Source organism: Streptomyces sp. NPDC001443 (assembly GCF_053597355.1).
On the sequence record NZ_JBSFIA010000060.1, the window covers coordinates 1 to 25640 of the forward strand.

Annotated in this window: 24 protein-coding genes; 13 read left to right on the forward strand and 11 right to left on the reverse strand. The window is 71.4% G+C overall.

The window, feature by feature from the left end; translation table 11 throughout:
• Positions 1 to 163 precede the first annotated feature (163 nt).
• The 5 genes from ACWC24_RS38455 to ACWC24_RS38475 all read left to right on the forward strand — a co-directional run bounded on the left by ACWC24_RS38455 (position 164) and on the right by ACWC24_RS38475 (position 3071).
• On the forward strand, positions 164 to 883 hold the full coding sequence (locus ACWC24_RS38455; RefSeq protein ID WP_450667589.1) for a hypothetical protein: 720 nt from the start codon (positions 164 to 166) through the stop codon (positions 881 to 883).
• A gap of 130 nt (positions 884 to 1013) precedes the next feature.
• Positions 1014 to 1196: a hypothetical protein gene (locus ACWC24_RS38460; protein WP_450667561.1), complete on the forward strand. Its 183-nt coding sequence runs from the start codon at positions 1014 to 1016 to the stop codon at positions 1194 to 1196.
• A 259-nt stretch (positions 1197 to 1455) separates the two neighbouring features.
• The gene (locus tag ACWC24_RS38465) at positions 1456 to 1932 is read left to right on the forward strand and encodes a BlaI/MecI/CopY family transcriptional regulator (protein ID WP_450667562.1); all 477 of its coding nucleotides are present in this window, start codon (positions 1456 to 1458) and stop codon (positions 1930 to 1932) included.
• A gap of 9 nt (positions 1933 to 1941) precedes the next feature.
• A complete protein-coding gene (locus ACWC24_RS38470; RefSeq protein WP_450667563.1) occupies positions 1942 to 2469 on the forward strand; it encodes an amino-acid N-acetyltransferase in 528 nt (175 codons plus the stop codon).
• Between the two features lie 266 nt (positions 2470 to 2735).
• The gene (locus tag ACWC24_RS38475; protein WP_450667564.1) at positions 2736 to 3071 is read left to right on the forward strand and encodes a histone-like nucleoid-structuring protein Lsr2; all 336 of its coding nucleotides are present in this window, start codon (positions 2736 to 2738) and stop codon (positions 3069 to 3071) included.
• Here ACWC24_RS38475 and ACWC24_RS38480 read toward each other — a convergent pair.
• A complete protein-coding gene (locus tag ACWC24_RS38480; RefSeq protein WP_450667565.1) occupies positions 3050 to 3661 on the reverse strand; it encodes an SCO3374 family protein in 612 nt (203 codons plus the stop codon). The two genes, ACWC24_RS38475 and ACWC24_RS38480, sit on opposite strands and share 22 nt — an antisense overlap.
• 431 nt (positions 3662 to 4092) lie before the next feature.
• Between ACWC24_RS38480 and ACWC24_RS38485 the strand changes: the two genes are divergently transcribed.
• Entirely contained in the window at positions 4093 to 6618 is a 2526-nt protein-coding gene (locus tag ACWC24_RS38485; RefSeq protein ID WP_351618069.1) for an ATP-dependent Clp protease ATP-binding subunit, read from the forward strand.
• Positions 6619 to 6775: 157 nt separating this feature from the next.
• Here ACWC24_RS38485 and ACWC24_RS38490 read toward each other — a convergent pair whose 3' ends face one another.
• Positions 6776 to 7393, reverse strand: coding sequence for an HAD family acid phosphatase (locus ACWC24_RS38490; RefSeq protein ID WP_450667566.1), 618 nt, complete (start codon positions 7391 to 7393; stop codon positions 6776 to 6778).
• Positions 7394 to 8038: 645 nt separating this feature from the next.
• Between ACWC24_RS38490 and ACWC24_RS38495 the strand changes: the two genes are divergently transcribed.
• Positions 8039 to 8644 (forward strand): M23 family metallopeptidase, encoded by a 606-nt coding sequence (locus ACWC24_RS38495; RefSeq protein ID WP_450667567.1) that lies wholly within the window; start codon positions 8039 to 8041, stop codon positions 8642 to 8644.
• 9 nt (positions 8645 to 8653) lie between these two features.
• Here ACWC24_RS38495 and ACWC24_RS38500 read toward each other — a convergent pair whose 3' ends face one another.
• Positions 8654 to 9241, reverse strand: coding sequence for a TetR/AcrR family transcriptional regulator (locus tag ACWC24_RS38500; protein WP_450667568.1), 588 nt, complete (start codon positions 9239 to 9241; stop codon positions 8654 to 8656).
• A 122-nt stretch (positions 9242 to 9363) separates the two neighbouring features.
• Between ACWC24_RS38500 and ACWC24_RS38505 the strand changes: the two genes are divergently transcribed.
• Positions 9364 to 10947, forward strand: a complete 1584-nt coding sequence (locus ACWC24_RS38505) for an MDR family MFS transporter (RefSeq protein ID WP_450667569.1) — start codon at positions 9364 to 9366, stop codon at positions 10945 to 10947.
• A gap of 417 nt (positions 10948 to 11364) precedes the next feature.
• Here the strand turns inward: ACWC24_RS38505 and cseC are convergent, their stop codons facing one another.
• From cseC to ACWC24_RS38530, 5 genes are all read right to left on the reverse strand, one after another.
• Positions 11365 to 12726, reverse strand: coding sequence for a two-component system sensor histidine kinase CseC (gene cseC / locus ACWC24_RS38510; protein ID WP_450667570.1), 1362 nt, complete (start codon positions 12724 to 12726; stop codon positions 11365 to 11367).
• A gap of 12 nt (positions 12727 to 12738) precedes the next feature.
• Positions 12739 to 13443 carry a two-component system response regulator CseB gene (gene cseB, locus ACWC24_RS38515; protein WP_450667571.1) on the reverse strand — a complete coding sequence of 235 codons (705 nt, stop codon included), beginning with the start codon at positions 13441 to 13443 and terminating at the stop codon, positions 12739 to 12741.
• 111 nt (positions 13444 to 13554) lie between these two features.
• A complete protein-coding gene (locus tag ACWC24_RS38520) occupies positions 13555 to 14211 on the reverse strand; it encodes a hypothetical protein (protein ID WP_450667572.1) in 657 nt (218 codons plus the stop codon).
• Positions 14199 to 14738 (reverse strand): SigE family RNA polymerase sigma factor, encoded by a 540-nt coding sequence (locus ACWC24_RS38525; RefSeq protein ID WP_384731067.1) that lies wholly within the window; start codon positions 14736 to 14738, stop codon positions 14199 to 14201. Before ACWC24_RS38525 ends, ACWC24_RS38520 begins: the two co-directional genes overlap by 13 nt.
• Positions 14739 to 15015: 277 nt before the next feature.
• The gene (locus tag ACWC24_RS38530; RefSeq protein WP_392622589.1) at positions 15016 to 15954 is read right to left on the reverse strand and encodes an HhH-GPD family protein; all 939 of its coding nucleotides are present in this window, start codon (positions 15952 to 15954) and stop codon (positions 15016 to 15018) included.
• Between the two features lie 218 nt (positions 15955 to 16172).
• Between ACWC24_RS38530 and ACWC24_RS38535 the strand changes: the two genes are divergently transcribed.
• Entirely contained in the window at positions 16173 to 17009 is an 837-nt protein-coding gene (locus ACWC24_RS38535; protein WP_450667573.1) for a hypothetical protein, read from the forward strand.
• A gap of 52 nt (positions 17010 to 17061) precedes the next feature.
• On the opposite strand, the gene disA is transcribed toward ACWC24_RS38535, so the two are convergent.
• Positions 17062 to 18186, reverse strand: coding sequence for a DNA integrity scanning diadenylate cyclase DisA (disA, locus tag ACWC24_RS38540; protein WP_450667574.1), 1125 nt, complete (start codon positions 18184 to 18186; stop codon positions 17062 to 17064).
• A 92-nt stretch (positions 18187 to 18278) separates the two neighbouring features.
• Entirely contained in the window at positions 18279 to 19676 is a 1398-nt protein-coding gene (gene radA, locus ACWC24_RS38545) for a DNA repair protein RadA (RefSeq protein ID WP_385525353.1), read from the reverse strand.
• A gap of 337 nt (positions 19677 to 20013) precedes the next feature.
• Here radA and ACWC24_RS38550 point away from each other — a divergent pair, with 337 nt between their 5' ends.
• Positions 20014 to 21789, forward strand: a complete 1776-nt coding sequence (locus ACWC24_RS38550) for a BACON domain-containing protein (RefSeq protein WP_450667575.1) — start codon at positions 20014 to 20016, stop codon at positions 21787 to 21789.
• 111 nt (positions 21790 to 21900) lie between these two features.
• Here the strand turns inward: ACWC24_RS38550 and ACWC24_RS38555 are convergent, their stop codons facing one another.
• Positions 21901 to 22749, reverse strand: a complete 849-nt coding sequence (locus ACWC24_RS38555; protein ID WP_450667576.1) for a hypothetical protein — start codon at positions 22747 to 22749, stop codon at positions 21901 to 21903.
• 83 nt (positions 22750 to 22832) lie between these two features.
• Between ACWC24_RS38555 and ACWC24_RS38560 the strand changes: the two genes are divergently transcribed.
• The 3 genes from ACWC24_RS38560 (at position 22833) to ACWC24_RS38570 (ending at position 25502) form a co-directional block, all read left to right on the forward strand.
• Positions 22833 to 23774: a Ppx/GppA phosphatase family protein gene (locus tag ACWC24_RS38560; protein ID WP_450667577.1), complete on the forward strand. Its 942-nt coding sequence runs from the start codon at positions 22833 to 22835 to the stop codon at positions 23772 to 23774.
• 301 nt (positions 23775 to 24075) lie between these two features.
• Positions 24076 to 24900 (forward strand): sugar phosphate isomerase/epimerase family protein, encoded by an 825-nt coding sequence (locus tag ACWC24_RS38565; protein ID WP_450667578.1) that lies wholly within the window; start codon positions 24076 to 24078, stop codon positions 24898 to 24900.
• Positions 24897 to 25502: a TetR/AcrR family transcriptional regulator gene (locus ACWC24_RS38570; protein ID WP_450667579.1), complete on the forward strand. Its 606-nt coding sequence runs from the start codon at positions 24897 to 24899 to the stop codon at positions 25500 to 25502. Before ACWC24_RS38565 ends, ACWC24_RS38570 begins: the two co-directional genes overlap by 4 nt.
• Positions 25503 to 25640: the final 138 nt, after the last annotated feature.

Consider the following 25640-nt stretch of genomic DNA (forward strand, 5'->3'; position numbering starts at 1 on the left):
GGCCGCCCCGAGGCTTCCGCCGCGTCCGCCGTCGGCCAGAGGCCTAGGCGTCCCCCTGCGGAGCTCCCGGTTCCACGCGCGCCACGCGTGTCCCTTATGTAGAGTTTGTCTGATTAGCGCGTACCGTCGCTCCATGCCCACGCCATACGGATCCCGCGGCGGCATGGCGTTCGGCGCGGAGGAGCTGCGTGTGCTCCGCCGTGCCCTCGCCCTCGCCCTGAACCCCGCCCCCGCCTCGGCCGAGGACGTCCAGGACTGCCTCCGTGTCGCCGAGTCCCTAGACGAGGCGATGCGCGAGGGCGCCCGGCTGCGCGCCTTCCTGGTGGCCGACCTCGCCCGGTACCGCGCCGCCCTGCCCGGCACCGCGACCGGCTATCTCGCGCTCCTGGAGGAGGCGCTGGGCGCCGGGTACCGTCCCGACCCGGACGACCTCGCCGCGCTCCGGGCGCTGCGGGGCGGCCCCGTCGCCGCCGCCCTCCTCGACCGCTGTCGCACGCTCGCGGAGCAGGACGTGCGCGCCCGGCTCGCCAGGAGCGTCTCCAGGCGGACCGCGGTGGGCGCCCAGGCGCCCGCGGCCGGCCCCGCGGCCACCTCGTCCGCACCGACCGTCCCCGCCTCCCGTACCCGCCTTCTGGCGCTCCCCGGGGGTCTTTCCGGCGGCTCCCCCGGCGGCCTCGGCGCCGATGTCCGCGCGGTCGCCGAGGAGCCGACCGAGAAGCCCCAGAAGGAGCCCGCCGTGAAACCCGCGCCCACCCGTCCCGGCCCCGCCCCGCGGGGGCCCGCTCCGGCCCGGCGTCCGGTCCCGACCCCGGGCGAGGTCTTCCCGCGCCGCAAACCCGCCGCGCCGTCCGGGAGTCCGTCCGAGCGGCTCGCCGTGGGCTGACCGGAGCCCGGAGCCCGGAGCCCGGAGCCCGGGGGCGGGGGCCGGTGTGCCCATCCGCCCCCGCGCCCCGGGCCGCGTCCGTGTGTCCCCCGCCCCCGGCGCGGCGCCCCGGCGTGGCTACCCTGGGGGCATGGACTACGTCTCCGCGCTCGTGCCCCCGGTCGTGATGGCCGCGTTCTTCATCGGTCTCATCAGGGTGATCGTGAAGACCCAGGGCGGGGCCAACAAGGCCAAGGAGGACGCCGCCGTCGACGCGGCCCTCGCGCGCGCCGAGGGCGCCCGTCAGGCCACCTCCGCGCAGTCCGAAGCCTGAGCCGCTGAGCCACGGGCCGCTGAGCCACGGGGCCATTGAGCCGATGGGCCGTCGCGCCACGGGCCCGCGCGGCCCGTCTCCGCTTCCCCGGGCGGCGACGCCCTCCGCCGGCGTACGACGCGTGCCCGCGCAGCCAGGGCCCGCCCGCCCTGTCAGGCGCCGGCGCTTTCCCCGCCGTACGCCCTTTTTGTTCCCGTTTGCAGCTTAAAGTGCACGTCCGGGGCGCCATTGACGGGATCTCCCACTATTGTTCTGAGCTGTGCCTCGCCCATTGGGAGAACTCGAAGACGCGGTCATGACGCGGGTGTGGAAGTGGAACCGCCCGGTCACCGTTCGAGAAGTCCTGGAAGACCTGCAGCGGGAACGGACCATCGCCTACACCACGGTGATGACCGTTTTGGACAATCTCCATCAGAAGGGCTGGGTGCGCCGGGAGGCGGAAGGCCGGGCCTATAGATATGAGGCTGTCTCCACCCGTGCCGCCTACGCGGCCGCGCTGATGAACGACGCCTGGGCGCAGAGCGACAACGCGGCAGCCGCTCTCGTCGCGTTCTTCGGCATGATGAGCGACGAACAGCGGCAGGCCCTGTCGGACGCCATGCGCATCGTCCAGGTGCCGGAAACGCCCGCGCCCGCCGAGGCCCCCGATACCGCTGGCGATGCCGGTGATACGGACGCGCCCGATACGTCGTCGCGGGAGAACCCCGGCTCGGCGGCGAAGGGCGGCGGGCGATAGCGTCCGCTCATGTCAGAGAGCCCCGAAGTCGCTAAAACCATCACCGTCCGGCGGGCCCGGACCGGCGATGTCCCGGCCGTGCGCCGACTCCTTGACGCGTACGCCCGGGACGGCATCCTGCTCGACAAAGCGATGGTGACGCTTTACGAGGACATCCAGGAGTTCTGGGTCGCCGAACGGGACGACAACGCCGAGGTGGTCGGCTGCGGCGCGCTGCACGTCATGTGGGAAGACCTCGCGGAAGTGCGCACCCTCGCGGTGAAGCCCGGCCTCAAGGGCCTGGGCGTCGGCCATCGGCTGCTGGGGAAGTTGCTGGACACCGCGCGCCGGCTCGGCGTTCGCCGGGTTTTCTGTCTGACCTTCGAAGTGGACTTCTTCGTCAGGCACGGCTTCGTGGAGATCGGCGAGACGCCGGTCGACGCCGATGTGTACGCGGAACTCATGCGCTCCTATGACGAGGGCGTCGCGGAGTTCCTCGGTCTCGAACGAGTGAAACCGAACACCTTGGGCAACAGCCGGATGCTTCTGCATCTGTGATCGCCGGGCATCGCGCGGTTCCTCAAGGCATATTCCGCCGGGGCACAAGCGCGGACAACCCGACGGACGCTGCCCAGGTTCCCTATGTCCGAAACGCGCATGTTTCCGGCGCCGGAGCGGCCCTTGGGCCTCTGCCGGGGGTTTGTGTTTTTCCCGGAAAAGCGGTTTGCTTTCCGACGTACTGCAGTAGTGGATATAACAAGGGGCGGCGAAACGGCGGACGCCGCGGGCATCCGGCCCTCACGTTTTCGATGAAAGGAAATCCGGTGGCACAGAAGGTTCAGGTCCTTCTTGTCGACGACCTCGACGGCGGCGAGGCGGACGAGACCGTGACGTTCGCGCTGGACGGCAAGACGTACGAGATCGATCTCACGACCGTCAATGCAGACAAGCTGCGCAGCCTTCTCGACCCCTATGTGAAGGGTGGTCGGCGTACCGGAGGCCGCGCTTCGGGTGGCCGTGGAAAGGCGCGCGCCGCTTCCGGCGGCAGCCAGGACACCGCGCAGATCCGCGCCTGGGCCAAGGAGAACGGTTTCGAGGTCAACGACCGCGGCCGTGTTCCCGCGATCATCCGCGAGGCCTACGAGAAGGCCAACGGCTGAACGCCCGCGCGCCGCAGCCTGGCACGGTGGCACCGCGTGGCCACCGTGTCCACGAGGCGTGCGAGATCGGGGGCGCCCCCTCCGCCCCCCATGGCCGACAGCGTCGGCAGCGACGCCTCGACCTCGCGTCCCGGCGCGGGGGGCCGCAGCCACACCGCGGCCCCCTGAAGAGGCCGACGGTCGTCCGGGGAGATCTGCGGGCCGCCGGCCGGCCCCGGGCCGGGCGGTAGCGGCGCCTCCGTGTGTCCGCCCACGCCGAACGCCACCAGATCGGGCGCCAGCGCGCCCCACTCCAGCCAGTCCAGGAGCCCCGGCAGTTCCTCCGCGCTGCCGACGGCCGTCAGCAGCCGCATCCGGTCGCCCTTCAGAGCCACCGGGGAGTCCGGAGCCAGGTGCCTCAGGGCCCCCAGACCCGCCTCGGCGGGGACGTCCAGGACGTCGAAGCGCAGGCCCGTGACCAGCCGTACCGGCTCTCCGGGCACGGTCGCCCAGCCCAGCGCGTTCTCGTACCAGTGCCGCATCCGGTCGTCCGGAGCGGCGAGCCGACGGGAAGGACTGGAAAGGGGCACCGCGGTGACTGAGCCAACCATGCCAAGTGCAACCGCCCCCAGATCCCCCGAGTTACGCTGAGTGCGCCGATGGCTGCACAGCGTGAGGACTCAAAGGGGCGTGCGGGGGTGCGGGGAGGCGTGAGGTTGTTCGCCCGTAGCGGAGGGAATCGGTGCGCGCGGCATGGACTGTCCGCTCCCACGGGTAAGACATCCCTAGTGGGAGGGGGCGACACGCAGGAAAGGCCGTCTCACGTTCGCCATCGGCGTACTGCCGTTGAGGGTAACTGCCTGGCCTGCGGGAACATCGTCTCGCACCATCGGGTTGGAGCAGATGTCGGCGTTCGGGGTCAGGAGGCCAAGGACGGTGTCGGCAGTTGGAATGAGCGGTCCCCGCTCGCGGGACTAAGCTGCGGAAGGACAGGGAGGGGAAGTTCCCCCCACTGCCTGACCGCTCTGAGGAGCGATTAACGATGTTCGAGAGGTTCACCGACCGCGCGCGGCGGGTTGTCGTCCTGGCTCAGGAAGAAGCCCGGATGCTCAACCACAACTACATCGGCACCGAGCACATCCTCCTGGGCCTGATCCACGAGGGTGAGGGTGTCGCCGCCAAGGCCCTTGAGAGCCTCGGGATTTCGCTCGAGGCGGTCCGCCAGCAGGTGGAGGAGATCATCGGCCAGGGCCAGCAGGCCCCGTCCGGCCACATTCCCTTCACCCCCCGTGCCAAGAAGGTCCTGGAGCTGTCGCTCCGCGAGGCGCTTCAGCTCGGCCACAACTACATCGGCACGGAGCACATCCTCCTCGGCCTGATCCGTGAGGGCGAGGGCGTCGCCGCCCAGGTCCTGGTCAAGCTGGGTGCCGATCTCAATCGTGTCCGCCAGCAGGTCATCCAGCTGCTGTCGGGCTACCAGGGCAAGGAGACCGCCACCGCCGGCGGGCCTGCCGAGGGCACTCCCTCGACGTCCCTGGTCCTCGACCAGTTCGGCCGGAACCTCACCCAGGCCGCTCGTGAGTCCAAGCTCGACCCGGTCATCGGGCGCGAGAAGGAGATCGAGCGGGTCATGCAGGTGCTGTCCCGCCGTACCAAGAACAACCCGGTGCTGATCGGTGAGCCCGGCGTCGGCAAGACCGCCGTCGTCGAGGGCCTCGCCCAGGCCATCGTCAAGGGCGAGGTGCCCGAGACCCTCAAGGACAAGCACCTCTACACCCTCGACCTCGGTGCCCTGGTCGCCGGTTCCCGCTACCGCGGTGACTTCGAGGAGCGCCTGAAGAAGGTCCTCAAGGAGATCCGCACCCGCGGCGACATCATCCTGTTCATCGACGAGCTGCACACGCTGGTCGGTGCCGGTGCGGCCGAGGGTGCCATCGACGCGGCCTCCATCCTGAAGCCGATGCTGGCCCGTGGTGAGCTCCAGACCATCGGTGCGACCACGCTGGACGAGTACCGCAAGCACCTGGAGAAGGACGCGGCCCTGGAGCGCCGCTTCCAGCCCATCCAGGTCGCGGAGCCGTCCCTGCCGCACACGATCGAGATCCTCAAGGGTCTGCGCGACCGCTACGAGGCGCACCACCGCGTGTCCATCACGGACGAGGCGCTGGTCCAGGCCGCCACCCTGGCCGACCGGTACATCTCGGACCGCTTCCTGCCGGACAAGGCCATCGACCTGATCGACGAGGCCGGCTCCCGGATGCGTATCCGCCGGATGACCGCGCCGCCGGACCTGCGCGAGTTCGACGAGAAGATCGCCGGTGTCCGCCGGGACAAGGAGTCCGCGATCGACTCGCAGGACTTCGAGAAGGCCGCCTCCCTGCGCGACAAGGAGAAGCAGCTCCTGGCCGCCAAGGCCAAGCGGGAGAAGGAGTGGAAGGCCGGCGACATGGACGTCGTCGCCGAGGTCGACGGCGAGCTGATCGCCGAGGTCCTCGCGACCGCCACCGGCATCCCGGTCTTCAAGCTGACCGAGGAGGAGTCGTCCCGCCTGCTGCGCATGGAGGACGAGCTCCACAAGCGGGTCATCGGCCAGGTCGACGCCGTCAAGGCGCTGTCGAAGGCGATCCGCCGTACGCGTGCCGGTCTGAAGGACCCGAAGCGCCCCGGTGGCTCGTTCATCTTCGCCGGCCCGTCCGGTGTCGGTAAGACCGAGCTGTCCAAGGCGCTCGCCGAGTTCCTCTTCGGTGACGAGGACGCGCTGATCTCCCTCGACATGTCGGAGTTCAGCGAGAAGCACACGGTCTCGCGTCTCTTCGGTTCGCCCCCCGGCTACGTGGGCTACGAGGAGGGCGGCCAGCTGACCGAGAAGGTCCGCCGCAAGCCGTTCTCCGTCGTCCTCTTCGACGAGGTCGAGAAGGCCCACCCGGACATCTTCAACTCGCTGCTGCAGATCCTGGAGGACGGTCGTCTGACCGACTCCCAGGGCCGGGTCGTGGACTTCAAGAACACGGTCATCATCATGACGACCAACCTCGGCACCCGGGACATCTCCAAGGGCTTCAACCTGGGCTTCGCGGCCTCGGGCGACACGAAGACCAACTACGAGCGCATGAAGAACAAGGTCTCGGACGAGCTCAAGCAGCACTTCCGGCCCGAGTTCCTCAACCGCGTCGACGACGTGGTGGTCTTCCCGCAGCTCACCCAGGCCGACATCCTGCGGATCGTCGACCTGATGGTCGGCAAGGTGGACGAGCGCCTCAAGGACCGGGACATGGGCATCGAGCTCTCCCAGTCCGCGAAGGAGCTGCTGTCCAAGAAGGGCTACGACCCCGTGCTGGGCGCCCGGCCGCTGCGCCGCACCATCCAGCGCGAGATCGAGGACACGCTGTCGGAGAAGATCCTCTTCGGCGAGCTGCGTCCCGGTCACATCGTGGTCGTGGACACCGAGGGCGAGGGCGACTCGGCGACCTTCACCTTCCGCGGTGAGGAGAAGTCGGCGCTGCCCGACGTCCCGCCGATCGAGCAGGCGGCCGGCGGTGCCGGACCGAACCTGAGCAAGGACGCGTAAGCCCCAGGGCGACGCCAGAAGGGGGCCGGTGCTTTCCAAGCACCGGCCCCCTTCTGCGCATGTCCGGGTGGGTTCACCGCAGGCCTCAGGGCGGGCCACAGAGCAGGCCCAGGGGCAGGCTTCGGCGCAGGCCCCCCGGGCGGCGCCGGGACGTGTCCTAGGACAGCTGCCCGTCGTAGTCGGGCAGCTTGTAGGTCTGCTCTGCGTGGCCGCCCGAGAGGTCGGTGGCGCTGTTGCCGATGTTCGCGATGATCGTGTAGCCCTTCGACTCGATGTCGACGCGCTGGGCGGTCTTGTAGGCGGCGACGTCCTTGAAGAGGTCGAACAGCCCGCGCACATAGAGACCGGAGACCTGGTAGCCGTCGTGCTCCAGGTTGTACTCGGTGGGCAGGCGGACGATCCCCGGCCGGGCGGTGACGAAGAAGACGGAGACGCCGTGCTCCTGGGCGTACCGGGCGACCGCCAGGACCGGCTTGTTGGCGGGCTGCGGGTAGCTGAAGCCGAAGTCGGTCTCGAGCGCGGTGTTGTCGATGTCGAGCACGACGGCGGGCCTCTCGCCGGGCCGGGCGGCGGCGATGCGCTGCTCCAGGTACGGCAGGGCCTGGTCCATCACGGCCTGGCAGTCCCGCTGCCAGGTCGCGTAGTCGGTCTTCGTGGCGGCGGCCGAGACGGTGGCGTCCGCCGTCGCGGCCTCGGCGGGGGCGGCCATCGCCACCAGGGCGGCCGCGCAGACGGCGGCGGCCGACATCCGGCGGGTCCAGGAGCCTGTGTCCATGCGTGGGGGGTCCTCTCACATCCGTGCGCTGCCGGGGTCATGGGCATGATCGTGGGTGAGGGTGGCGCGAGGGGAACCGTAGGGTTACCGGGTAGTAGGCGTACAGAGATGTGCGTCACAAAGCGGCGGGAATCGCGCTCAGTTGAGGCGGGAGAGGCCGCGGCGTCCGCGAGTCGGCCTCCGGAGGGCGTGATCTGGGGGGCCGTCAGAATCCCGGCGGTGCGACGCGGCGATGCCGGACGCCAACCGGGCACTCGCGGGGGCCGGTTCGCGCATCCGCTCCCGGAGGTACTGGTGCGGTTTCCAGGGCGTAGCCCGCGTCACATTTACGGACCCCGCGATCTTGCTGCCCGGTGACAAGCGGCACAGGCGATTTGTTCCCTACTATCCCGGTTAGTGAAACCTCGGATAATGACAAATCGGACATTCTCTCTCAAGTCCCCAGGGCTTTTCCCGTGCCCCGGGTGTTGCCGTGCCGAATGGGGGTTGTGTCAAGAAGTGTGCATTTTGGTGGATGTTTACTACCTATCGTCGTAGATCACACGTTTGAGCGCAGATGGGGCCGCGGGTTACCAAGGTGAGGCCGCCCCGGGCGAACGTCTGAACGCCGGGTGGCGATCCTGTCCCCGAAGTCGTGAGGTTCCGATGTCCCAGCGTGTCTCGTCCCGTAACGCCCGCACGTCCCTGCTCCGCAACCGCGTCGCCGTTCTGGGCGCGGGCCTGGGGATGTCGGTCATGCTGGGGACCGGGGTCGCGGCCGCCGCTCCCGCCACCGCTCCCGCCGCCGCGCCGGTCGCGGCCAAGTCCGCCGCCAAGTCGGTCGCGCCGGGGGCCGTGTGGGTCAAGCCGGTGAACCACTACGCGCTGAGCGCCACCTTCAACCAGGCCGGCGGGATGTGGGCGCACAAGCACTCGGGCCAGGACTTCGCCGTGCCGAGCGGCACCAACGTCGTCGCCGCGTCCGGCGGAACGGTCGTCAAGGCCGGTGGCTGGGGCGCCGGTGACGGTCCGGCCTACGGCAACGCCATCGTCATCAAGCACGCCAACGGCCTGTACTCGCAGTACGCCCACCTGTCCCGCATCGACGTGCGAATAGGTCAGTACGTCGGCGCCGGCCAGCACATCGCCCTGTCGGGCAACACCGGCAACTCCAGTGGCCCGCACCTGCACTTCGAGATCCGCACGACGCCGAACTACGGCTCGGCGGTCAACCCCGTCGCCTTCCTGCGCGCCAAGGGTGTGAAGGTCTGACCGGTTCGCTCACGAGCCCCGGTGGGCTTGCGTCACCTGATCGATGGCGACCTCCAGGACGGCCCTGCGCTTGTCCTCGGGGTCGCCTTCGAGGTCCTGCATGACGAACATGCCGGCGTGCAGCGTGAACAGCGCGCTGAGGCAGCGGACCTGATCGACCAGTGCGGCGTCCGGGTCCATGATGATGTCGCGCAGGCCGCGCATCCGGTCCTTGAACGATTCGCCGATGCGCAGTTCCCGTACCGTCGCCTGGTTCTCCTGCATGAAGCGGAACAGCGGCGACGCGTCGATGAGGGCCTGGTGGTAGCGCCGTACGATCTCCTGCTTGGTCTCCAGCGTGTGCGGCTGCCCCTTGCCCCAGTCGATCAGTTCCCCGATGGGCCGTGTCAGGTCCTCGAAGATGCTGACCAGGATCTCTTCCTTGGTCTTGAAGTGGTAGTAGAGCGCGGCCTTGGTGACGTCCAGGCCCTCGGCGATCTCGCGCAGCGAGGTCTTCTCGTACCCCTGTTCGGCGAACAGTTCGAGTGCGACGTCCTGGATGCGCTGGCGCGTGTTGCCGCGGCGCTGGTGCTTCGTGCCGTCCATGATGCCGACCATCCTCGTACTCCCCGCGCTTCCACGAAACTTACTTGACGACCGGCTAGTTACGGGTCTACCTTGCCCAGTGTAGTCAACTAGCCGGTCGACAAGTAAGTACTCGACCCGGGGGAGTGGGAGTGATGGCGGACACGCAGGCGGTCGACGCGGTCGACACGGAAGAAGAGAAACAGCCCAAGAGCGTGCGGGTGGTCCTGCTCGCGCTGATGCTCACGATGATGCTGGCGATGCTCGACAACATGATCGTCGGCACGGCCATGCCGACGATCGTGGGCGAGCTCGGCGGACTCGAACACCTCTCCTGGGTCGTGACGGCGTACACCCTCGCCACCGCGGCCTCCACCCCGATCTGGGGCAAGCTCGGCGACATGTACGGTCGCAAGGGCTCCTTCATGTCGTCGATCGTGATCTTTCTGATCGGCTCCGCGCTGAGCGGCATGGCCCAGGACATGGGTCAGCTCATCGGCTTCCGGGCCGTTCAGGGTCTGGGCGCCGGCGGTCTCATGGTCGGCGTCATGGCGATCATCGGTGACCTGATCCCGCCCCGCGAGCGCGGCAAGTACCAGGGCATGATGGCCGGCATCATGGCGCTGGCGATGATCGGCGGTCCGCTGATCGGTGGCACCATCACCGACAACTGGGGCTGGCGCTGGTCCTTCTACATCAACCTGCCGCTGGGCGCGGTCGCGCTCACCGCGATCAGCCTCGTCCTGCACCTGCCGAAGAAGCGGTCCAAGACGCGCATCGACTATCTGGGCGCCGCGCTGCTGACCGTCGGCATCACCTCCATCGTCCTCGTCACCACCTGGGGCGGCACGGAGTACGACTGGACGTCCCCGCAGATCATGGAGCTCATCGGCCTCGGCGTCGCCGCGCTGGTCGGGTTCGTGTTCTGGCAGACCAAGGCGGCGGAGCCGATCGTGCCGCTGCACATCTTCCGCAGCCGTAACTTCACCCTGATGTCGGTCATCGGCTTCATCACCGGCTTCGCCATGTTCGGCGCCACGCTCTTCCTGCCGCTGTACCAGCAGGCGGTGCAGGGTGCCTCCGCGACCAACTCCGGTCTGCTGCTGCTGCCCATGCTCGGCGCCATGCTCGTCACGTCGATGGTCGCCGGCCGGGTCACCACCAACACCGGTCGCTACAAGATCTTCCCCATCGTCGGCGGTGTGCTGATGGTGATCGGCCTCTACCTGCTGTCGACGATGGACACGGACACCACCCGGTTCATCTCCGGTGTCTACATGGCCGTCCTCGGTCTGGGCATGGGCTGCCTGATGCAGGTGACCATGCTGGTGGCGCAGAACAGCGTGGAGATGAAGGACATGGGCGTCGCTTCCTCCTCCACCACCCTGCTGCGCACGCTCGGTTCGTCGTTCGGTGTCGCGATCATGGGCGCGCTGTTCAACCACCGGGTCCAGGACGTCATGGCCGAGCGGGCCGGTGCGCTTGGCTCGAAGATCACCGAGCGGTCCGCGCAGCTCGACGCGGCGAGCCTGGCGAAGCTGCCGGCGGCGGCGCGGGAGGCCTACCAGCACGCGGTGTCGGCCGGTACGCACTCCGCCTTCATCCTGGGAGCGGCGGTGGCCGTGATCGTGGTGGTGGCGTCGGTGTTCGTCAAGGAGGTCGCGCTCAAGGGAGCGGGGCCGAAGCAGGACGGCGCCGAGGGCGACGCGGCGCTGGCCGCGATGGCCGAGTCCGTCTGATCCACGGATCGACAGACTCCGTCTGATCCACAGATCGCCGGACTCCGTCCGATCCGATCGTGAACCGAAGGCCCCCGGCCGGTGTCCGCCCCGGGGGCCTTCGCCTGTGCCGTCACGCCGACGACCGCGCCCTGTCCTGCCGTCGGCCGCGCACTGTCCTGCGGACGGCCGCTCATCGTCCTGCCGTCGGACGGTCCGCGGTCCTGCCTCGCGGCCTGGAGTCCTGTTGCCGGACGGCCCGCGGTCGTGCCGTCGGGCGGCTCGCGCCGGTGGCCGCCGGGAGGGCCGCCGGGAACCGGGCGGACCCCGCCAGGAGGCGAAGGGACGGCGTCGGGCGGCCCCCCGCCAGTGGTTGCGGGGATGGTGCCGGGCGACCTCACCGATGGCCGCAGGGGCGGCGCAGGGGCGGCACCGGCCCTACTGCCCGGCCGGCAGCATCGGGTGGCTTCCCGTGTTCGTCGGCGCGTGTTCCGGCAGCCACAGGACGGCGACCGCGCCCTCGGCCGGGATGTGCTCGGGCGCCCCGGCCGGGCGGACGTTACGGAAGGTCAGGCGGGCGCCCAGCACCCGTGCCTGGCCGGCCGCGATCGTCAGGCCGAGCCCGTGCCCGCGTCCCGAGCGGTCGCTGCTGCCCGTGCGGAACCGGCTCGGCCCTTCGGCGAGCAGGTTCTCGGGGAAGCCGGGACCGTGGTCGCGGACCCGGATGACCCGGCCCTCGACGGTGACCTCGACCGGCGGCCTGCCGTGCCGGGCGGCATTGGCCAGCAGGTTGAACAGCACCCGCTCCAGGCGCCGCGGGTCGGTGGTGACCTCCGACTCGTGCACCACCCGCACCTCGACACCGGGGTCCTTCGCCGCCACCCGCCGCGACACGAAGTCGCCCAGCAGGATGTCCTGCAACTCGGCCCGCTCGGACGCGCCGTCCAGCCGGGCCACCTCCAGCACGTCCTCGACCAGGGTCCGCATCGCCTTCGCCCGGTCCAGCACGAGTTCCGTGGGCCGGCCCGGCGGCAGCAGCTCGGCCGCCGTCAGCAGCCCGGTCACCGGGGTGCGCAGCTCGTGCGCGATGTCCGCGGTGACCCGCCGCTCCGCCTCCAGACGCTGCTGGAGGGCGTCCGCCATCGCGTCGACCGCGCGCGCCAGATCGTCCGTCTCGTCCTGTACGACCCCGCCGATGGCGGCGCGCACCCGTACGTCCGGCTCGCCCCTGGCGACCTGGTTGGCCGCGGCGGCCGCCTTGCGCAGCCGGCGCGAGAACTGGCCGCCGATGAGCACGCCGAGCGCGCTCCCGCCGAGGACCACCGCGATCGAGCCGATCACCAGAGCCTGGTCGAGGTCCTTGAGCATGTTCGTGCTGCGGTCGGTGAACCCGGTGTGCAGCGACAGCACATGCCCGTCCTTGACCGGTACGGCCGCCCAGATGTCCGGCTCCCCGCCCGCGCTGTCGGACACGAACGTCGCCCGGCGCCCCTCGGTCACCTTCTCCCGCAGCTCCGCGGGCAGATCCATGTCGTCGATCTTGATGTTGGGGAAGTTGAGCCGTCCGGACGCCTCGTAGCCGTGCTGGGCGATCAGCACCCGCTCGTCCGCGAGGTCGCGCGCGTTGTCCAGCATCGAGACCCGGGCGGCGTTGTGCACCACCACGCTGAGCGCGAGCGCGATCAGTGCGCCGACCAGCGCGATGGCCGCGCTCAGCTTCCACCGCAGCCCCGTACGAATGCCCGGACGCTTGCCGCCGGACAGGCTCAGACGGTCGATGATCTCCCGTGTGACCTGCATGAATCGCCCCGCTCAGGCCTTCAGCTTGTAACCGAAGCCGCGGACCGTCTCGATGCGGTCCTGGCCGATCTTGGTACGCAGCCGCTGCACATGGACGTCGACCACGCGGGTGTCCCCGCCCCACCCGTAGTCCCACACGCGCTCCAGGAGCTTGTCGCGCGAGAGCACCGTGCCCGGTGCGGAGGAGAACTCCAGCAGCAGCCGCATCTCGGTCGGGGTGAGGGCCACCGGCTGACCGGCGCGGCGCACCTCCATGCCCTCGGTGTCGATCTCCAGCTCGCCGAAGGCCAGTACCCCGCCGGTGGCGGCGGCAGCGGCCTCGCCCGCGCGGTCGGCCCCGCCGGCGTGTCCGAAGCGGCGCAGCACGGCGCGGATGCGGGCCACCAGCACGGCGCCGTCGAACGGCTTGGTCACATAGTCGTCGGCGCCCGCCTCCAGGCCGAGGACGACGTCGATGGCGTCGGCGCGCGCCGACAGCATGATCACGGGAACCGTGGACTCGTCCCGGATGCGCCGGCACAGGCTGACGCCGTCCAGGCCGGGCACCATGACGTCCAGCAGCGCGATGTCGGGCCGGTTCGCGCGGAACGCCGCCAGGCCCGACAGCCCGTCGGGCATCGCGGTGACCACGAAGCCGTCCCGCTCCAGCGCGAGCTGGGTGGCCTCGCGGATGACGTCGTCGTCCTCGACGAACAGCACGTGGGTCTGGTCTGCCATCGCGGTGTTCTCAGTCCTTCCGGCGGTCGGTGCGGTGGTCGGTCGGGTCGTTCGCGCTCGGGTTCCTCGCGCCGCGGCCCGACCGCAGACGACCGGTTCGTCTGTGCCCGGTCATCTGCGGTCGGGCGCCGGGGTCGGCGCCGTGCCCGCGGCGTTGCTGTAGTCGTTGTACGACCGGTACTCCTCGATGAAGCGGTCCACGGACCAGCGGTACGTGATCACGTTCTCCCCGGACGGACTCGAGACCGGGTCGTCCTTGCCGTACACCTGCTTGGTCACCACCAGGTCGCCGCGGTCGATCTCCGCGTATGCCGGGGGTTCCTCGACCTTGAACACGTCCGTGTAGCCGCCATCCTGCTCGCGATACACGTAGGAGCCCAGACCGACCGCGTCGGCGCAGGTCAGCACGTTCACGACGATGTCGCTCGACGACCCTCCGGTCAGGTCGCCGTAGGAGACGTCCACCGGGTAGTCGTCGCCGACACACGGCTTCAGCCCCCGCTTGACCTCCGCGGAGACCTTCGGGTCGGCCTTGACGAGCCGCACCGCGTCCACCTGGGCCGGGGTGCCGGAGGGCGAGGCCGCGAGGGAGGGGACGGCGCCCGCGACGGTGTCGGAGTGCGCCGGTCCCTCGTCACGGGCGCCGGTGCCGCCGGTGGCGCAGCCGGCGGCGAAAAGCCCGAGGGCGGTGATCACGAGCATCGTCGTGAACACCGCCTGGAAGGTTCCGCGGGCCGCAGTGGGCCCGGTGCCGGTCAGGCCGCGCAACGCTCCTGCTCCTCACGCTCCAGCGCGCGTGCGTCCAGATCACGGCTCTCCAGCTCCTCGCGGAGCCGGGCGAGCGCCCGGTGCAGCGTGCTCTTGACCGTTCCGGCCGACATGCCCAGGGCCGCGGCCGTCTCCTCCGTGGACATCTGCTCCCAGTGTCGCAGCACGACGACACTGCGCTGCTTCGGGGCGAGCACCTTCAGGGCGTCCATCAGCAGGGCCCGGTCGGCGTGCTGCTCGGTGGAGTCGTCGACGCAGGCGTCCGGCAGCTGCTCGGTCGGCACCTCTTCGAGCTTGCGCGCCCGCCACCACTCGGTCCGTGTGTTGATCATGACCCGGCGCAGATAGGCGTCGGCCAGCCGCTTGTCCGCGATGCCCTCCCAGCGGCCGTACGTCCGCGCCAGCGCCGTCTGGAGGAGGTCCTGGGCGTCGACCGGGTCCGGGACCAGCCGACGCGCGCTGCGCAGCAGCGCGTCCTGCCGGGTGCGGACGTACTCCTCGAATTCGAGCACCTCGCCCTGCGCCATGATCAACCGCCTCCGTTCCCCGTTTTACTCCGGCCCGTCCGTCGTCCCCGTGGTGGTGCCGGGCACGCAAACGAAGCTACGGAGGTGTTGTCACGGGGCTGTCCGAAGCAGCCTGCGGGAAGCCCTCGGCTGTCCGTCGGTTGTGTAACGGAAGTAGGTCGAGGGTAAGGAGGAGGGGTGAATTGTGCTGGTATGGGGGGATTTTTGAGTCGCGAGGCTAGGTGTGGTCCTGGAACCGGCTGTGAAGAAGCGCGCCTTCCTGTGTGGTGACCATGCGTCAGGTCAACGGCAGCCGGTACCGGCCGCCCGGCAGCGGCTCCACCAGACCGTCCGCCACGAGCCCGTCGAGGGCCCGGGCGCGCTGCACCGGCTCGTGCCACACCCGGTCGAGCGCGGCCTGCGGAACCGGGGTATGGGCCTCGCGCAGGACGGCCAGCAGCTTGCCGCGGACCTGCCGGTCCGTGCCCGCGTACGTCTGGCCGCGGCGCGGCGGGCCCTCGTGCTCCGGCTTCCCGGCGAGCCGCCAGGCGCACTGCCCGGCGATCGGGCAGCGATGGCAGGCCTCGCTCTTGGCCGTGCACACCAGCGCGCCGAGCTCCATGGAGGCGGCCGCCCAGCGGGCCGCGGTCCGCTCCTCCTCGGGCAGCAGGGCGCGGGCCAGCTTGCGTTCGGCGGCGGTGGTCGCGTTCGGCGGGTACCGGACGCCGGTCACGGCGCGGGCGAAGACCCGGCGGACATTGGTGTCCAGCACGGCGTGGCGCCGGCCGTACGCGAACGACGCGACGGCGGCGGCCGTGTACTCGCCGATCCCGGGCAGGGCGAGCAGCTGGGCGTGGTCGGACGGTACGTCGCCGCCGTGCCGGTCCGTTATGGCGACCGCGGCGCCGTGCAGGCGCAGGGCGCGGCGCGGGTAGCCGAGCCGGCCCCAGGCGCGTACGGCCTCGCCGGGTGCCTCCGCGGCGAGGTCGGCGGGGCGCGGCCAGCGGGCCATCCACTGCTCGTAGACCGGCAGGACACGGTTCACCGGCGTCTGCTGGAGCATGAACTCGCTCACCATCACCCCCCAGGGGCCGGCCTCCGGGTGCCGCCAGGGCAGGTCGCGGGCGTGGGTGTCGAACCAGGTGATGACGGGCGTGTGCAGATGCGTTCCGTCGACCGGGCTGCCGGGGGAGCCGGGGGCCGGGACGGTGTGCGGGGGTTTCGTGGGCGCAGTCATGGCATTTCCGATCCTGCCACGGGTCGGCCGGGCGTGGTTCGAGGCTGGCCCGGTTCGGGGGCCGTCCGGTGACCGTGCCGACCGCCTCACCGGTGACCGTGCCGACCGCTTCACAAAACGGACCGGAACCTCTGTTTCCGGAATGATGATCCGGAAAAGTTGGGGATCGGCGGCGGGTGGGGCCTGCTAACGGGGGGATCTCTCGTAAAGTTTGCGCCGTGGGATCTCTGCGCAATCCGATCGGGCCACTTCCCTCCACCATCTACTGGCGTCGGAGGGCCGTAATGCTGTCCGTGGTCGCCCTGTTGGCGCTGCTGGTGACGTGGCTCGTCACCTCCGGCGGCGGGGGCGCCAAGCATGACGCCGACGGTTCGAACGGCAAGAATCCCGCCTCCTCGATCACCCCCGGGCCGTCCGGTTCCGGGCCGGCGATCAGTCAAGCCCCGGGCGGACGTGACGAGTCGACCGGCGGGAGCACGGTAAGCCCCTCCGGCTCGGGCTCGGCGTCCGGTTCGGCCTCCGGGTCGGACTCCGGCGCGGGCGGCTCCGGCGGAACCGCGAGCGGCGACGACTCCGCTTCCTCCGGGGGCGGTTCGGGCGACGGTACGGGCGGCGGTGGCGGTACGGGCGCACTGCCCGCCGGCTCCCAGCTGCCCAACTGCACTGCCAGCGTGATCACGTTGACGCTGAACAGCGTCCGCAACACCTACACCCCGGACCAGGCGCCCACCTTCCGGCTGACCGCGAAGAACTCCTCCGCCAACGACTGCAAGGTCGATCTGGGGCCGCGGAACACGGTGTTGACGATCACTCAGACCGGCAGCGGCAGCGCGTACTGGGCGTCCGACGACTGCCCCGGGGACTCCGCGAACCGGTTCTACCGGGTGCCGGCGGACAGCAGCGCCACCTACACCGTGAAGTGGGACCGCAGGCCGAGCGCCCCCAAGTGCGCGACGCCTCCCGCCGGTTCGGCGGGGCCGGGCACCTATCTGGTGGAGGCGAAGGCTCCGGGGTTCCCGACGAAGCAGACGTCGTTCGTGCTGTCGGCGGACTGAGTCCGCCGCCGGGCGCGGTGCGGCGCCGGAGCGGAACCTCCGCGAAAGCGCCTCAGACGTAGCGTTCCAGGATCGACGACTCCGCCAGCCGCGACAGGCCCTCGCGGACACTGCGGGCCCGCGCCTCGCCGACGCCGTCGACCGTCTGGAGGTCGTCCACGCTGGCGGCGAGCAGCTTCTGCAGACCGCCGAAGTGCTCCACCAGGCGGTCGATGATGGCGCCCGGCAGCCGCGGCACCTTGGCCAGCAGGCGGAACCCGCGCGGGGACACCGCGGAGTCGAGCGTCTCGGGAGAGCCGGTGTAGCCCATCGCCTTCGCCACCGTGGACAGTTCGAGCAGCTCGGCATGGCTGAGGGCGTCGAGTTCGGCGAGCGCCTCGTCGACCGTGCGGGACCGCTTGGCGGTGGGCTCGGGCACGTAGTCCCGGACGACGAGTTCCCGCTCGGGCTCCACGCCCGCGATCAGCTCGTCGAGCTGGAGGGCGAGAAGACGGCCGTCCGTGCCCAGCTCGACCACGTACTCGGCGATCTCGGTGGCGATGCGTCGCACCATCTCCAGGCGCTGGGACACCGCCGAGACGTCACGGACGGTGACCAGGTCCTCGATCTCCAGCGCCGACAGCGTGCCCGCGACCTCGTCGAGGCGGAGCTTGTAACGCTCCAGGGTCGCCAGGGCCTGGTTGGCGCGGGACAGGATCGCCGCCGAGTCCTCCAGGACGCGGCGCTGCCCGTCGACGTAGAGCGCGATCAGCCGCATGGACTGGGAGACCGAGACCACCGGGAAGCCGACCTGCTTGGAGACCCGGTCCGCCGTGCGGTGCCGGGTGCCGGTCTCCTCGGTGGGGATCGTGGGGTCGGGCAGCAGCTGCACGCCCGCGCGCAGGATCTTCGACAGGTCCGACGACAGGACGATGCCGCCGTCCAGCTTGCACAGCTCACGCAGCCGTGTGGCGGTGAACTCGACGTCCAGCACGAAACCGCCCGTGCACATCGACTCGACGGTCTTGTCGGACCCGAGCACGATGAGCCCGCCGGTGTTGCCCCGCAGCACCCGCTCCAGACCGTCGCGCAGGGCCGTACCGGGCGCCACAGCACTCAGCGAGGCGCGCATCCGGCCCTCGACACCGGAACTCCCGCCGGACTTCCCGGGAGCTGCTCCCCGGTCGTTGGCTGCCACTGCACTCCTCCGGTCGCAGGTTCTGGGCGCTCCCGTTTCGCGCACTCTTTTCGTACGGACGGGCGAGACCAGGGCAAAGTCTACCGGCGGTCCTACTCCTCCCGTGGGGCCTCTCGGCGACGCGAGCGCGGCAGGACCCGCAGCGCGTCCCCCACGTCGGCGACTTCCAGGACCTTCATACCGGGAGGGATCTTGCCCGGGTCGCCCGGCACGAGCGCGTGCGTGAAGCCGAGCCGGTGGGCCTCGGCGAGTCTGCGCTGCACGCCCGTGACCCGTCTGACCTCGCCCGCGAGGCCCACTTCGCCGATCGCGACGAGGTTCTTGGGCAGCGGGGTGTCGCTCGCGGCCGAGGCGAGCGCGAGCGCGACGGCCAGGTCCGCGGCGGGCTCCGAGAGCTTCACGCCGCCCACCGTCGCGCAGTAGATGTCCCGCTTGCCGAGGGCGCTGATCCGGCCGCGCTGCTCCAGGACCGCGAGCATCATCGAGACACGGGAGGTCTCCAGGCCGGAGGTCGTGCGGCGCGGGGAGGGGATCTGCGAGTCGACGGTGAGCGCCTGGACCTCGGCCACCAGGGGACGGCGGCCCTCCAGGGTGACCGTCAGACAGGTGCCGGGGACCGGCTCGTCACGACGGGTCAGGAAGAGCCCGCTGGGGTCGGTGAGGCCGATGATGCCCTCGTCGTGCAGTTCGAAGCAGCCGACCTCGTCCGTCGCGCCGTACCGGTTCTTGACGCCGCGCACCAGGCGCAGGCGCGCGTGCCGGTCGCCCTCGAAGTGGAGCACGACGTCCACCAGGTGCTCCAGCAGGCGCGGTCCTGCGATCGCCCCGTCCTTGGTGACGTGGCCCACCAGGAGGGTCGACATCCCGCGCTCCTTGGAGGCCCGGATCAGGGCCCCCGCGACCTCGCGCACCTGCGCCATGCCGCCGGGGGCGCCGTCGATCTCCGGCGAGGCCACCGTCTGGACGGAGTCCAGGATCAGCAGCGACGGCTTCACCGCGTCCAGATGGCCGAGCACGGCGGAGAGGTCGGTCTCGGCGGCGAGGTACAGATGGTCGTCGAGGGCCTTGATGCGGTCGGCGCGCAGCCGGACCTGGCTCGCCGACTCCTCGCCCGTGATGTAGAGCGTGCGGTGCTCGTCACTGGCCGACTTCGCCGCGACGTCGAGCAGGAGGGTCGACTTGCCCACGCCGGGCTCGCCCGCCAGCAGCACGACCGCACCGGGCACGAGTCCGCCGCCCAGGACCCGGTCCAGTTCGGGCACCCCGGTGCTCCGGGCGGTGGCCTGCCGGCTGTCGACCTGCCCGATGGGCACCGCGGAGGTGGTGACCCGGCCCGGTGCCGTCGTACGGACCGCGGGCGCGCCGTACTCCTCGACCGTCCCCCAGGCCTGGCACTCGGCGCAGCGGCCGAGCCACTTGGCCGTCTGCCAGCCGCACTCCGTGCAGCGGAAGGAGGGGCGGTCCTTGGTGGTCTTCGTACGGGCAGCCATGGACGAAACCGTAGCCGCAGCCACTGACAACGCCCCCACGCCCACCCGATTCCGGCCGCCGCCCACCCGATTCCGGCCGCCGCCCACCCGATTCCGGCCGCCGCCCACCCGATTCCGGCCCGCGTCCGGCCGACGCTCGGCCCGCGTCCGGCCGACGCTCGGCCCGTGCCCACCGCGCGCCCGCTCCCGGGGCCACCGTGAACCGGCCACGCCATGGCGCGAACGAGCCACGGAGCGCAACCCCCCTGTCCCCTTATGAGGGATCGTTTCACCCGTCCGGATTAAAAGTGCTCAAGGCGCCGGAAGGGACCTGCTCGGGCCGCCTACGGTCGCACAGGTGATGAGCAGCAGTCCGGACACCTCGCCCCGCACCACCGGCGCACACCGGGCGCGCGGTCATGCCGCGGCGCACACGCAGCCCCAGCGGCCGCCCGCGTGCTACGAGCCGTACCTGGACGGCCTGTTCACGTACTGCCTGTCCGTGCTCTGCGACCACGACACGGCGACCGCCGCCCTGGGTGACGTCCTGGCGCTCGTCGAGCGGCGCGGGCAGCGCGTCCCGGAGGCCGCCGGGAACCTCAGGGCCTGGCTGTACGCACTGGCCCGCTGGGCCTGTCTGCGCAAGCTGACCGAGGCCAGACAGCGGCGCCAGAGCACGCACGCGGCCGGCCGGCCCGACCCCCGGCGGCGCACCCCGCAGCCCGCCGGGCATCCCGTACACCAGCCCCCGCAGCCCCCGCAGTCCCAGCAGCCTCCGCACCCCGCCGGGCTGTCCGTGGGGCAGCCCGTTGCTCCGTCCGCCGCGTCGCCCGTGTCCGAGGAGGTCCAGGAGCTGCGGCGGCGGGAGCTCGCCCGGCTGGCCTGGCCGGAGGCCGCGGGCACCAGCCCCGAGCAGCGCGAGGCGCTCGAACTCGCCGTGCGCCACCACCTCGCCGCCCACGAGGTGGCCGCCGTCGTCGGCCTGGATCCCGCGGCCGCCCGCGAACTGCTCGCCTCCGCCGCCTGCGAGGTCGAGCGCACCCGCGCGGCCCTCGCCGTCGTCGAGACCGGCGGCTGCCCCGGCGTCGCCCACCTCACCGGCGACCACCAGCTCGTGCTCAGCGCGACCCTGCGCCGCGAACTGGTCCGGCACGTCGACGACTGTCCGCGCTGCCGCCGCGCCGCCGAGCGCGCCGTGCCCGGTCGCTGGCCCGGGGCCATGTTCACGCCCGCCGAACTGCCCGTCCTGGAGGCGCCCCGAGCGGCACTGCACGCGGCGATGGCGCACGCTCCCCGCGCGCGGGGAGCCGCCCCGCGCTTCGACCGGCGCGGCTTCCCGATGGATCCCAAGGACCACGCGGCCCGCCGGGACCGGCTTCGCGCGCGTGCGGTCACCACGACCGTCGTCGCCACCGTGGTCGCGGCTCCCGTGCTCGCGCTGTGGGCCGCGTACCGGGGCGCCGAGACCGGGGAGGGCGCCGACGGCCGCTCCGCGAGCACGACCGAGGCGCAAGGCCCCGGCAGCCTCGACGGCTCGGGGGCTGGCGGCTACGAGAACGCGGGCAACGCCAGCACCAGGGCAGGCGCCCGCGCCACCGGGAGTTCGGACGTCTCCGTGGCGGTGGTCAGCGTCGTGGGGGCCGGCCGCAGGAGCGCGGGCCACCTCGACGTGACGGCGAGCAGCAGCGGCGACACCACACTGATCACCCTCACCGCGACCGGCGACTCCCCGGTCCGCTGGTCGGCCACGACGCAAGCGGCCTGGCTCTACCTCAGCCGGTCGTCCGGAACGCTGGCGCCCGGCGCGTCGCTGACGATCAAGGTGCACGTCGACCAGCTGCGCGAGCCGTCCGGGCACTGGAGCGCCCGGGTGGCGATCGCCCCGGCCGGAACGGTCGTCTCGATCGACGGATACGGCACCGCCCCCGCGCCTTCCGCCCCCGGCGGCACCGGCGGACCGCAGTCCCCGCCACCGACCGGCACGGCCTCGGCCTCCACCGGTCCGACGCCGTCCGTTCCGCCGTCCGCCGACCCGGATCCCACCCCCACCGACTCCGCCTCCGCCGACCCGGGAAGCCCGTCACCGCCGCCGGACGGCGACGATGACGACGACCCGAGCCCGGCCGACTCGTAGACCCGGCAGACGCGGGTCGTGCGACGCTCAGCCCACCGGATAGGCCGGATACGCCGAATACCCCGGGCATATCGGGCGCATCGGGCGCGAGGGGTGCGAGGAGGCCGGCGCTCAGCCCACCGGATCCGCCGGATGCGGTGCCAGCAGCGGGAGCTGCGAGGCCAGCCGCGCCTCGCACAGCTCGACCAGCCGGTCGTAGCCGGCCTTGCCCATCAGTTCGATCAGCTCGGGCCGGTAGGAGACGTACACCGGGTCGCCCGCGCCGTGCGCCGAGGTCGCCGACGTGCACCACCAGTGCAGGTCGTGGCCCCCGGGCCCCCAGCCCCTGCGGTCGTACTCGCCGATCGACACCTGGAGCACGCGGGTGTCGTCCGGCCGGTCGATCCAGTCGTACGTACGCCGCACCGGCAGCTGCCAGCAGACGTCGGGCTTCGTCTCCAGCGGCTCGCGGCCCTCCCGCAGGGCGAGGAGGTGCAGCGAGCAGCCCGCGCCCGCGGCGAAGCCGGGCCGGTTCTGGAAGATGCACGAGCCCTGGTAGGGGCGGGTCTGGCGGGAACCCTCGTCGTCCTCGGAGATCCAGCCGGTCTCGGTGCCCACGGCATGGTTCTGCCAGATCTCCGGGGTCAGCCGCGCCACGTGTCCGGCGACCCGCTTCTCGTCGTCCTCGTCGGAGAAGTGAGCGCCCAGCGTGCAGCACCCGTCGTCCGCGCGGCCGGCCTGGATGCCCTGGCAGCCGCTGCCGAAGATGCAGTTCCAGCGAGAGGTCAGCCATGTCAGATCGCACCGGAAGACCTGTTCGTCGTCCGCCGGATCAGGGAACTCCACCCACGCGCGCGCGAAGTCGAGTCCCTTCTCGTCGCTCACCGTCGGGGCCTGCTCCGACCGGGGCGCCTTCGGCTGCGAAGGACCCTTGGTGGATTTGGCCGACTTTCCGTCCTTCGCCTTTTTCGTCTTTGGCACCTGTCCAGGGTAAGTCGCCCCGGAGCGCTCCGGAGACCGCCGAGGGGGCTGATCACGGCGTTCCTGGCAGTAGCGTTCCCTACATGAGACTCGGTGTCCTCGACGTGGGATCGAACACGGTGCATCTGCTGGTGGTGGACGCTCACCCTGGCGCGCACCCGCTTCCCGCGCACTCGCACAAGGCGGATCTGCGCCTGGCCCAACTCCTCGACGACGACGGAGCGATCGGTCCCGAGGGGGTCGACAAGCTGATCTCCGTCATCAACCGAGCGCTCCAGGCCGCCGAGGACAAGGGCGTCGAGGACCTGCTGCCGTTCGCGACCTCGGCCGTGCGCGAGGCCACCAACGCCGACGACGTCCTCGCGCGCGTGCAGGCCGAGACCGGCGTCCGGTTGCAGGTGCTCACCGGAGCGGAGGAGGCCCGGCTCACCTTCCTCGCCGCCCGCCGCTGGTACGGCTGGTCGGCCGGGAAGCTGCTGGTCCTCGACATCGGCGGGGGTTCCCTGGAGATCGCCTTCGGCATGGACGAGGAGCCCGACGCGGCCGTCTCGCTGCCCCTGGGCGCGGGCCGCCTCACCGCGGGCTGGCTGCCCGGGGACCAGCCGGGGCCCGAGGAGATCAGGGCGCTGCGTCGTCATGTCCGGGCCCAGATCGCCCGTACGGTGGGGGAGTTCAGCCGGCTCGGCGTGCCCGACCACGTCGTCGCCACCTCCAAGACCTTCAAGCAGCTGGCCCGGATAGCCGGCGCCGCAGGCTCCGACGAGGGCCTGTACGTGCAGCGCGAGCTCAAGCGGGAGTCCCTGGAGGCCTGGGTGCCCCGGCTGGCCGCCATGACGCCCGCGCAGCGCGCGGAGCTGCCCGGCGTCTCCGCGGGCCGCGCGGGCCAGTTGCTGGCGGGCGCGCTGGTCGCCGAGGGCACGATGGACCTGTTCGGCGTCGAGGCGCTGGAGATCTGCCCCTGGGCGCTGCGCGAGGGTGTGATCCTGCGCAGGCTGGACCACATGGACGCGTTTCCGACGCCCTGACGTCCGGCCGCCGGGCGTGCGACGCGTCACACACGGGGGCGGGCGGACAGGGCCGGGGGCCGCGTCCCGCACGTGGGCGGGCAGGGGGAGGCGCGGACGGTGCGGCCGTCGGCCCGGCCCGCGTCATCACGTGCACGGGCGGGCCCGGGAGGCCGTGCCGGTGCCGGTGCAGGGTCGGCGCAGGGCCGGTGCCGGAGCCGTTGCGGGAGGCCGCGGCGGGAGGCCGGTAAAGGCCGGTCGCCGTACCCGCCCGCCGTCCCGCGCCCTCCGGCGTGATCCGAGGCCCCGTACGCTGTCCCTCGTGGCAGAACCAGTCGTGCGCATCCCGGACGCGAAGGTCGCGCTGTCGACGGCCTCCGTCTATCCGGAGTCGACGGCTACGGCCTTCGAGGTCGCCGCGCGCCTCGGCTACGACGGTGTCGAGGTCATGGTCTGGAACGATCCGGTCAGTCAGGACATCGAGGCGCTGCGCCGGCTCAGCGACCACCACCGCATCCCGATCCTCGCCGTGCACGCCCCCTGCCTGCTCATCACCCAGCGGGTGTGGTCCACCGACCCCTGGGTCAAGCTCCAGCGCGCCCGTGCGGCCGCCGAGAAGCTCGGCGCGAGCACCGTCGTCGTACACCCGCCGTTCCGCTGGCAGCGGCAGTACGCGCGCGACTTCGTCGCCGGGATCTGGCGGATGGCGAACGAGACGGATGTGCGGTTCGCCGTCGAGAACATGTACCCCTGGCGCTATCGCGACCGCGAGATGCCGGCGTACGCCCCCGACTGGGACGTCACGAAGGACGACTACCGCCACTTCACGATCGACCTCAGCCACACCGCCACCGCCCGGACCGACGCGGTCCAGATGATCGACCGCATGGGCGACCGCCTCGGCCATGTCCACCTGGCCGACGGCAGCGGCTCCGGCAAGGACGAGCACCTGGTCCCCGGCCGTGGCACCCAGCCCTGCGCCGAGCTGCTGGAGCGCCTCGCCCGGACCGGCTTCGACGGGCATGTCGTCATCGAGGTGAACACCCGCCGGGCCATGTCCAGCGCCGAGCGGGAGGCCGATCTGGCGGAGGCACTGGCCTTCACGCGTCTGCACCTGGCGTCGGCGGCGAAGGCGCACCGGCCGTGACCGGACCGATCGCCCGCAGGCGCGGCCGTCCCCCGCGCGCGGAGTCCGCGGACACCCGCGAGCGCATCCTGGGCGCCGCCCGCGAGGAGTTCTCCGAGCGCGGCTACGAGAAGACGTCCGTACGCGGCATCGCCAAGGCGGCGGGCGTGGACCCGGCCCTCGTGCACCACTACTTCGGCACCAAGGAGCAGGTCTTCGAGGCCGCGATCGAGGTCGCCGCCGGACCCGTGCTGAACGGGCCGGCGGCAGTGGCCGAAGGCCCGCCGGACGAGGTGGGCGAACGCCTGACCCGCTTCATGTTCGGCGTCTGGGAGAACCCCGCCACCCGTACGCCCCTGCTGGCGATCGTCCGTTCCGCCGTCAACAACGAGACCGCGGCCGCCGTCTTCCGCCGCCTGGTCGTCTCCCAGCTGCTGGGCCGGATCGCCGGCCGGCTCGACCTGCCGGACGCGGAACTGCGCGCCGAGCTCGCGGCCGCCCAGCTCGTGGGCTGCGCGATGCTGCGCTATGTGATCAAAGTGGAGCCGCTGGCGTCGGCGGACCTGGAGCAGGTCGTCGCGCGCGTGGCACCTGTGGTGCAGGCACACCTCACGGGGCTGTGACGTCGACGGAGCCGTGACGCCGACCGGGCTGTGACGTCGACGGGACCGTGACGCCGTACGTGAGAGTGAGACATGTGTCCCGTATTGCGGACACACCGTCCCGACCCCTGGATGACCGGCGTACGCTCGTCAGCAGTC

Bases quoted from the DNA above. Each gene is read 5' to 3' on its own strand.
- ACWC24_RS38455 (WP_450667589.1), top strand. From the start codon at position 164: ATGGCGTTCGGCGCGGAGGAGCTGCGTGTGCTCCGCCGTGCCCTCGCC.
- ACWC24_RS38460 (WP_450667561.1), top strand. From the start codon at position 1,014: ATGGACTACGTCTCCGCGCTCGTGCCCCCGGTCGTGATGGCCGCGTTC.
- ACWC24_RS38470 (WP_450667563.1), top strand. From the start codon at position 1,942: ATGTCAGAGAGCCCCGAAGTCGCTAAAACCATCACCGTCCGGCGGGCC.
- ACWC24_RS38480 (WP_450667565.1), bottom strand. From the start codon at position 3,661: ATGGTTGGCTCAGTCACCGCGGTGCCCCTTTCCAGTCCTTCCCGTCGG.
- ACWC24_RS38485 (WP_351618069.1), top strand. From the start codon at position 4,093: ATGTTCGAGAGGTTCACCGACCGCGCGCGGCGGGTTGTCGTCCTGGCT.
- ACWC24_RS38490 (WP_450667566.1), bottom strand. From the start codon at position 7,393: ATGGACACAGGCTCCTGGACCCGCCGGATGTCGGCCGCCGCCGTCTGC.
- ACWC24_RS38495 (WP_450667567.1), top strand. From the start codon at position 8,039: ATGTCCCAGCGTGTCTCGTCCCGTAACGCCCGCACGTCCCTGCTCCGC.
- ACWC24_RS38500 (WP_450667568.1), bottom strand. From the start codon at position 9,241: ATGGTCGGCATCATGGACGGCACGAAGCACCAGCGCCGCGGCAACACG.
- ACWC24_RS38505 (WP_450667569.1), top strand. From the start codon at position 9,364: ATGGCGGACACGCAGGCGGTCGACGCGGTCGACACGGAAGAAGAGAAA.
- cseC (WP_450667570.1), bottom strand. From the start codon at position 12,726: ATGCAGGTCACACGGGAGATCATCGACCGTCTGAGCCTGTCCGGCGGC.
- cseB (WP_450667571.1), bottom strand. From the start codon at position 13,443: ATGGCAGACCAGACCCACGTGCTGTTCGTCGAGGACGACGACGTCATC.
- ACWC24_RS38525 (WP_384731067.1), bottom strand. From the start codon at position 14,738: ATGGCGCAGGGCGAGGTGCTCGAATTCGAGGAGTACGTCCGCACCCGG.
- ACWC24_RS38530 (WP_392622589.1), bottom strand. From the start codon at position 15,954: ATGACTGCGCCCACGAAACCCCCGCACACCGTCCCGGCCCCCGGCTCC.
- radA (WP_385525353.1), bottom strand. From the start codon at position 19,676: ATGGCTGCCCGTACGAAGACCACCAAGGACCGCCCCTCCTTCCGCTGC.
- ACWC24_RS38560 (WP_450667577.1), top strand. From the start codon at position 22,833: ATGAGACTCGGTGTCCTCGACGTGGGATCGAACACGGTGCATCTGCTG.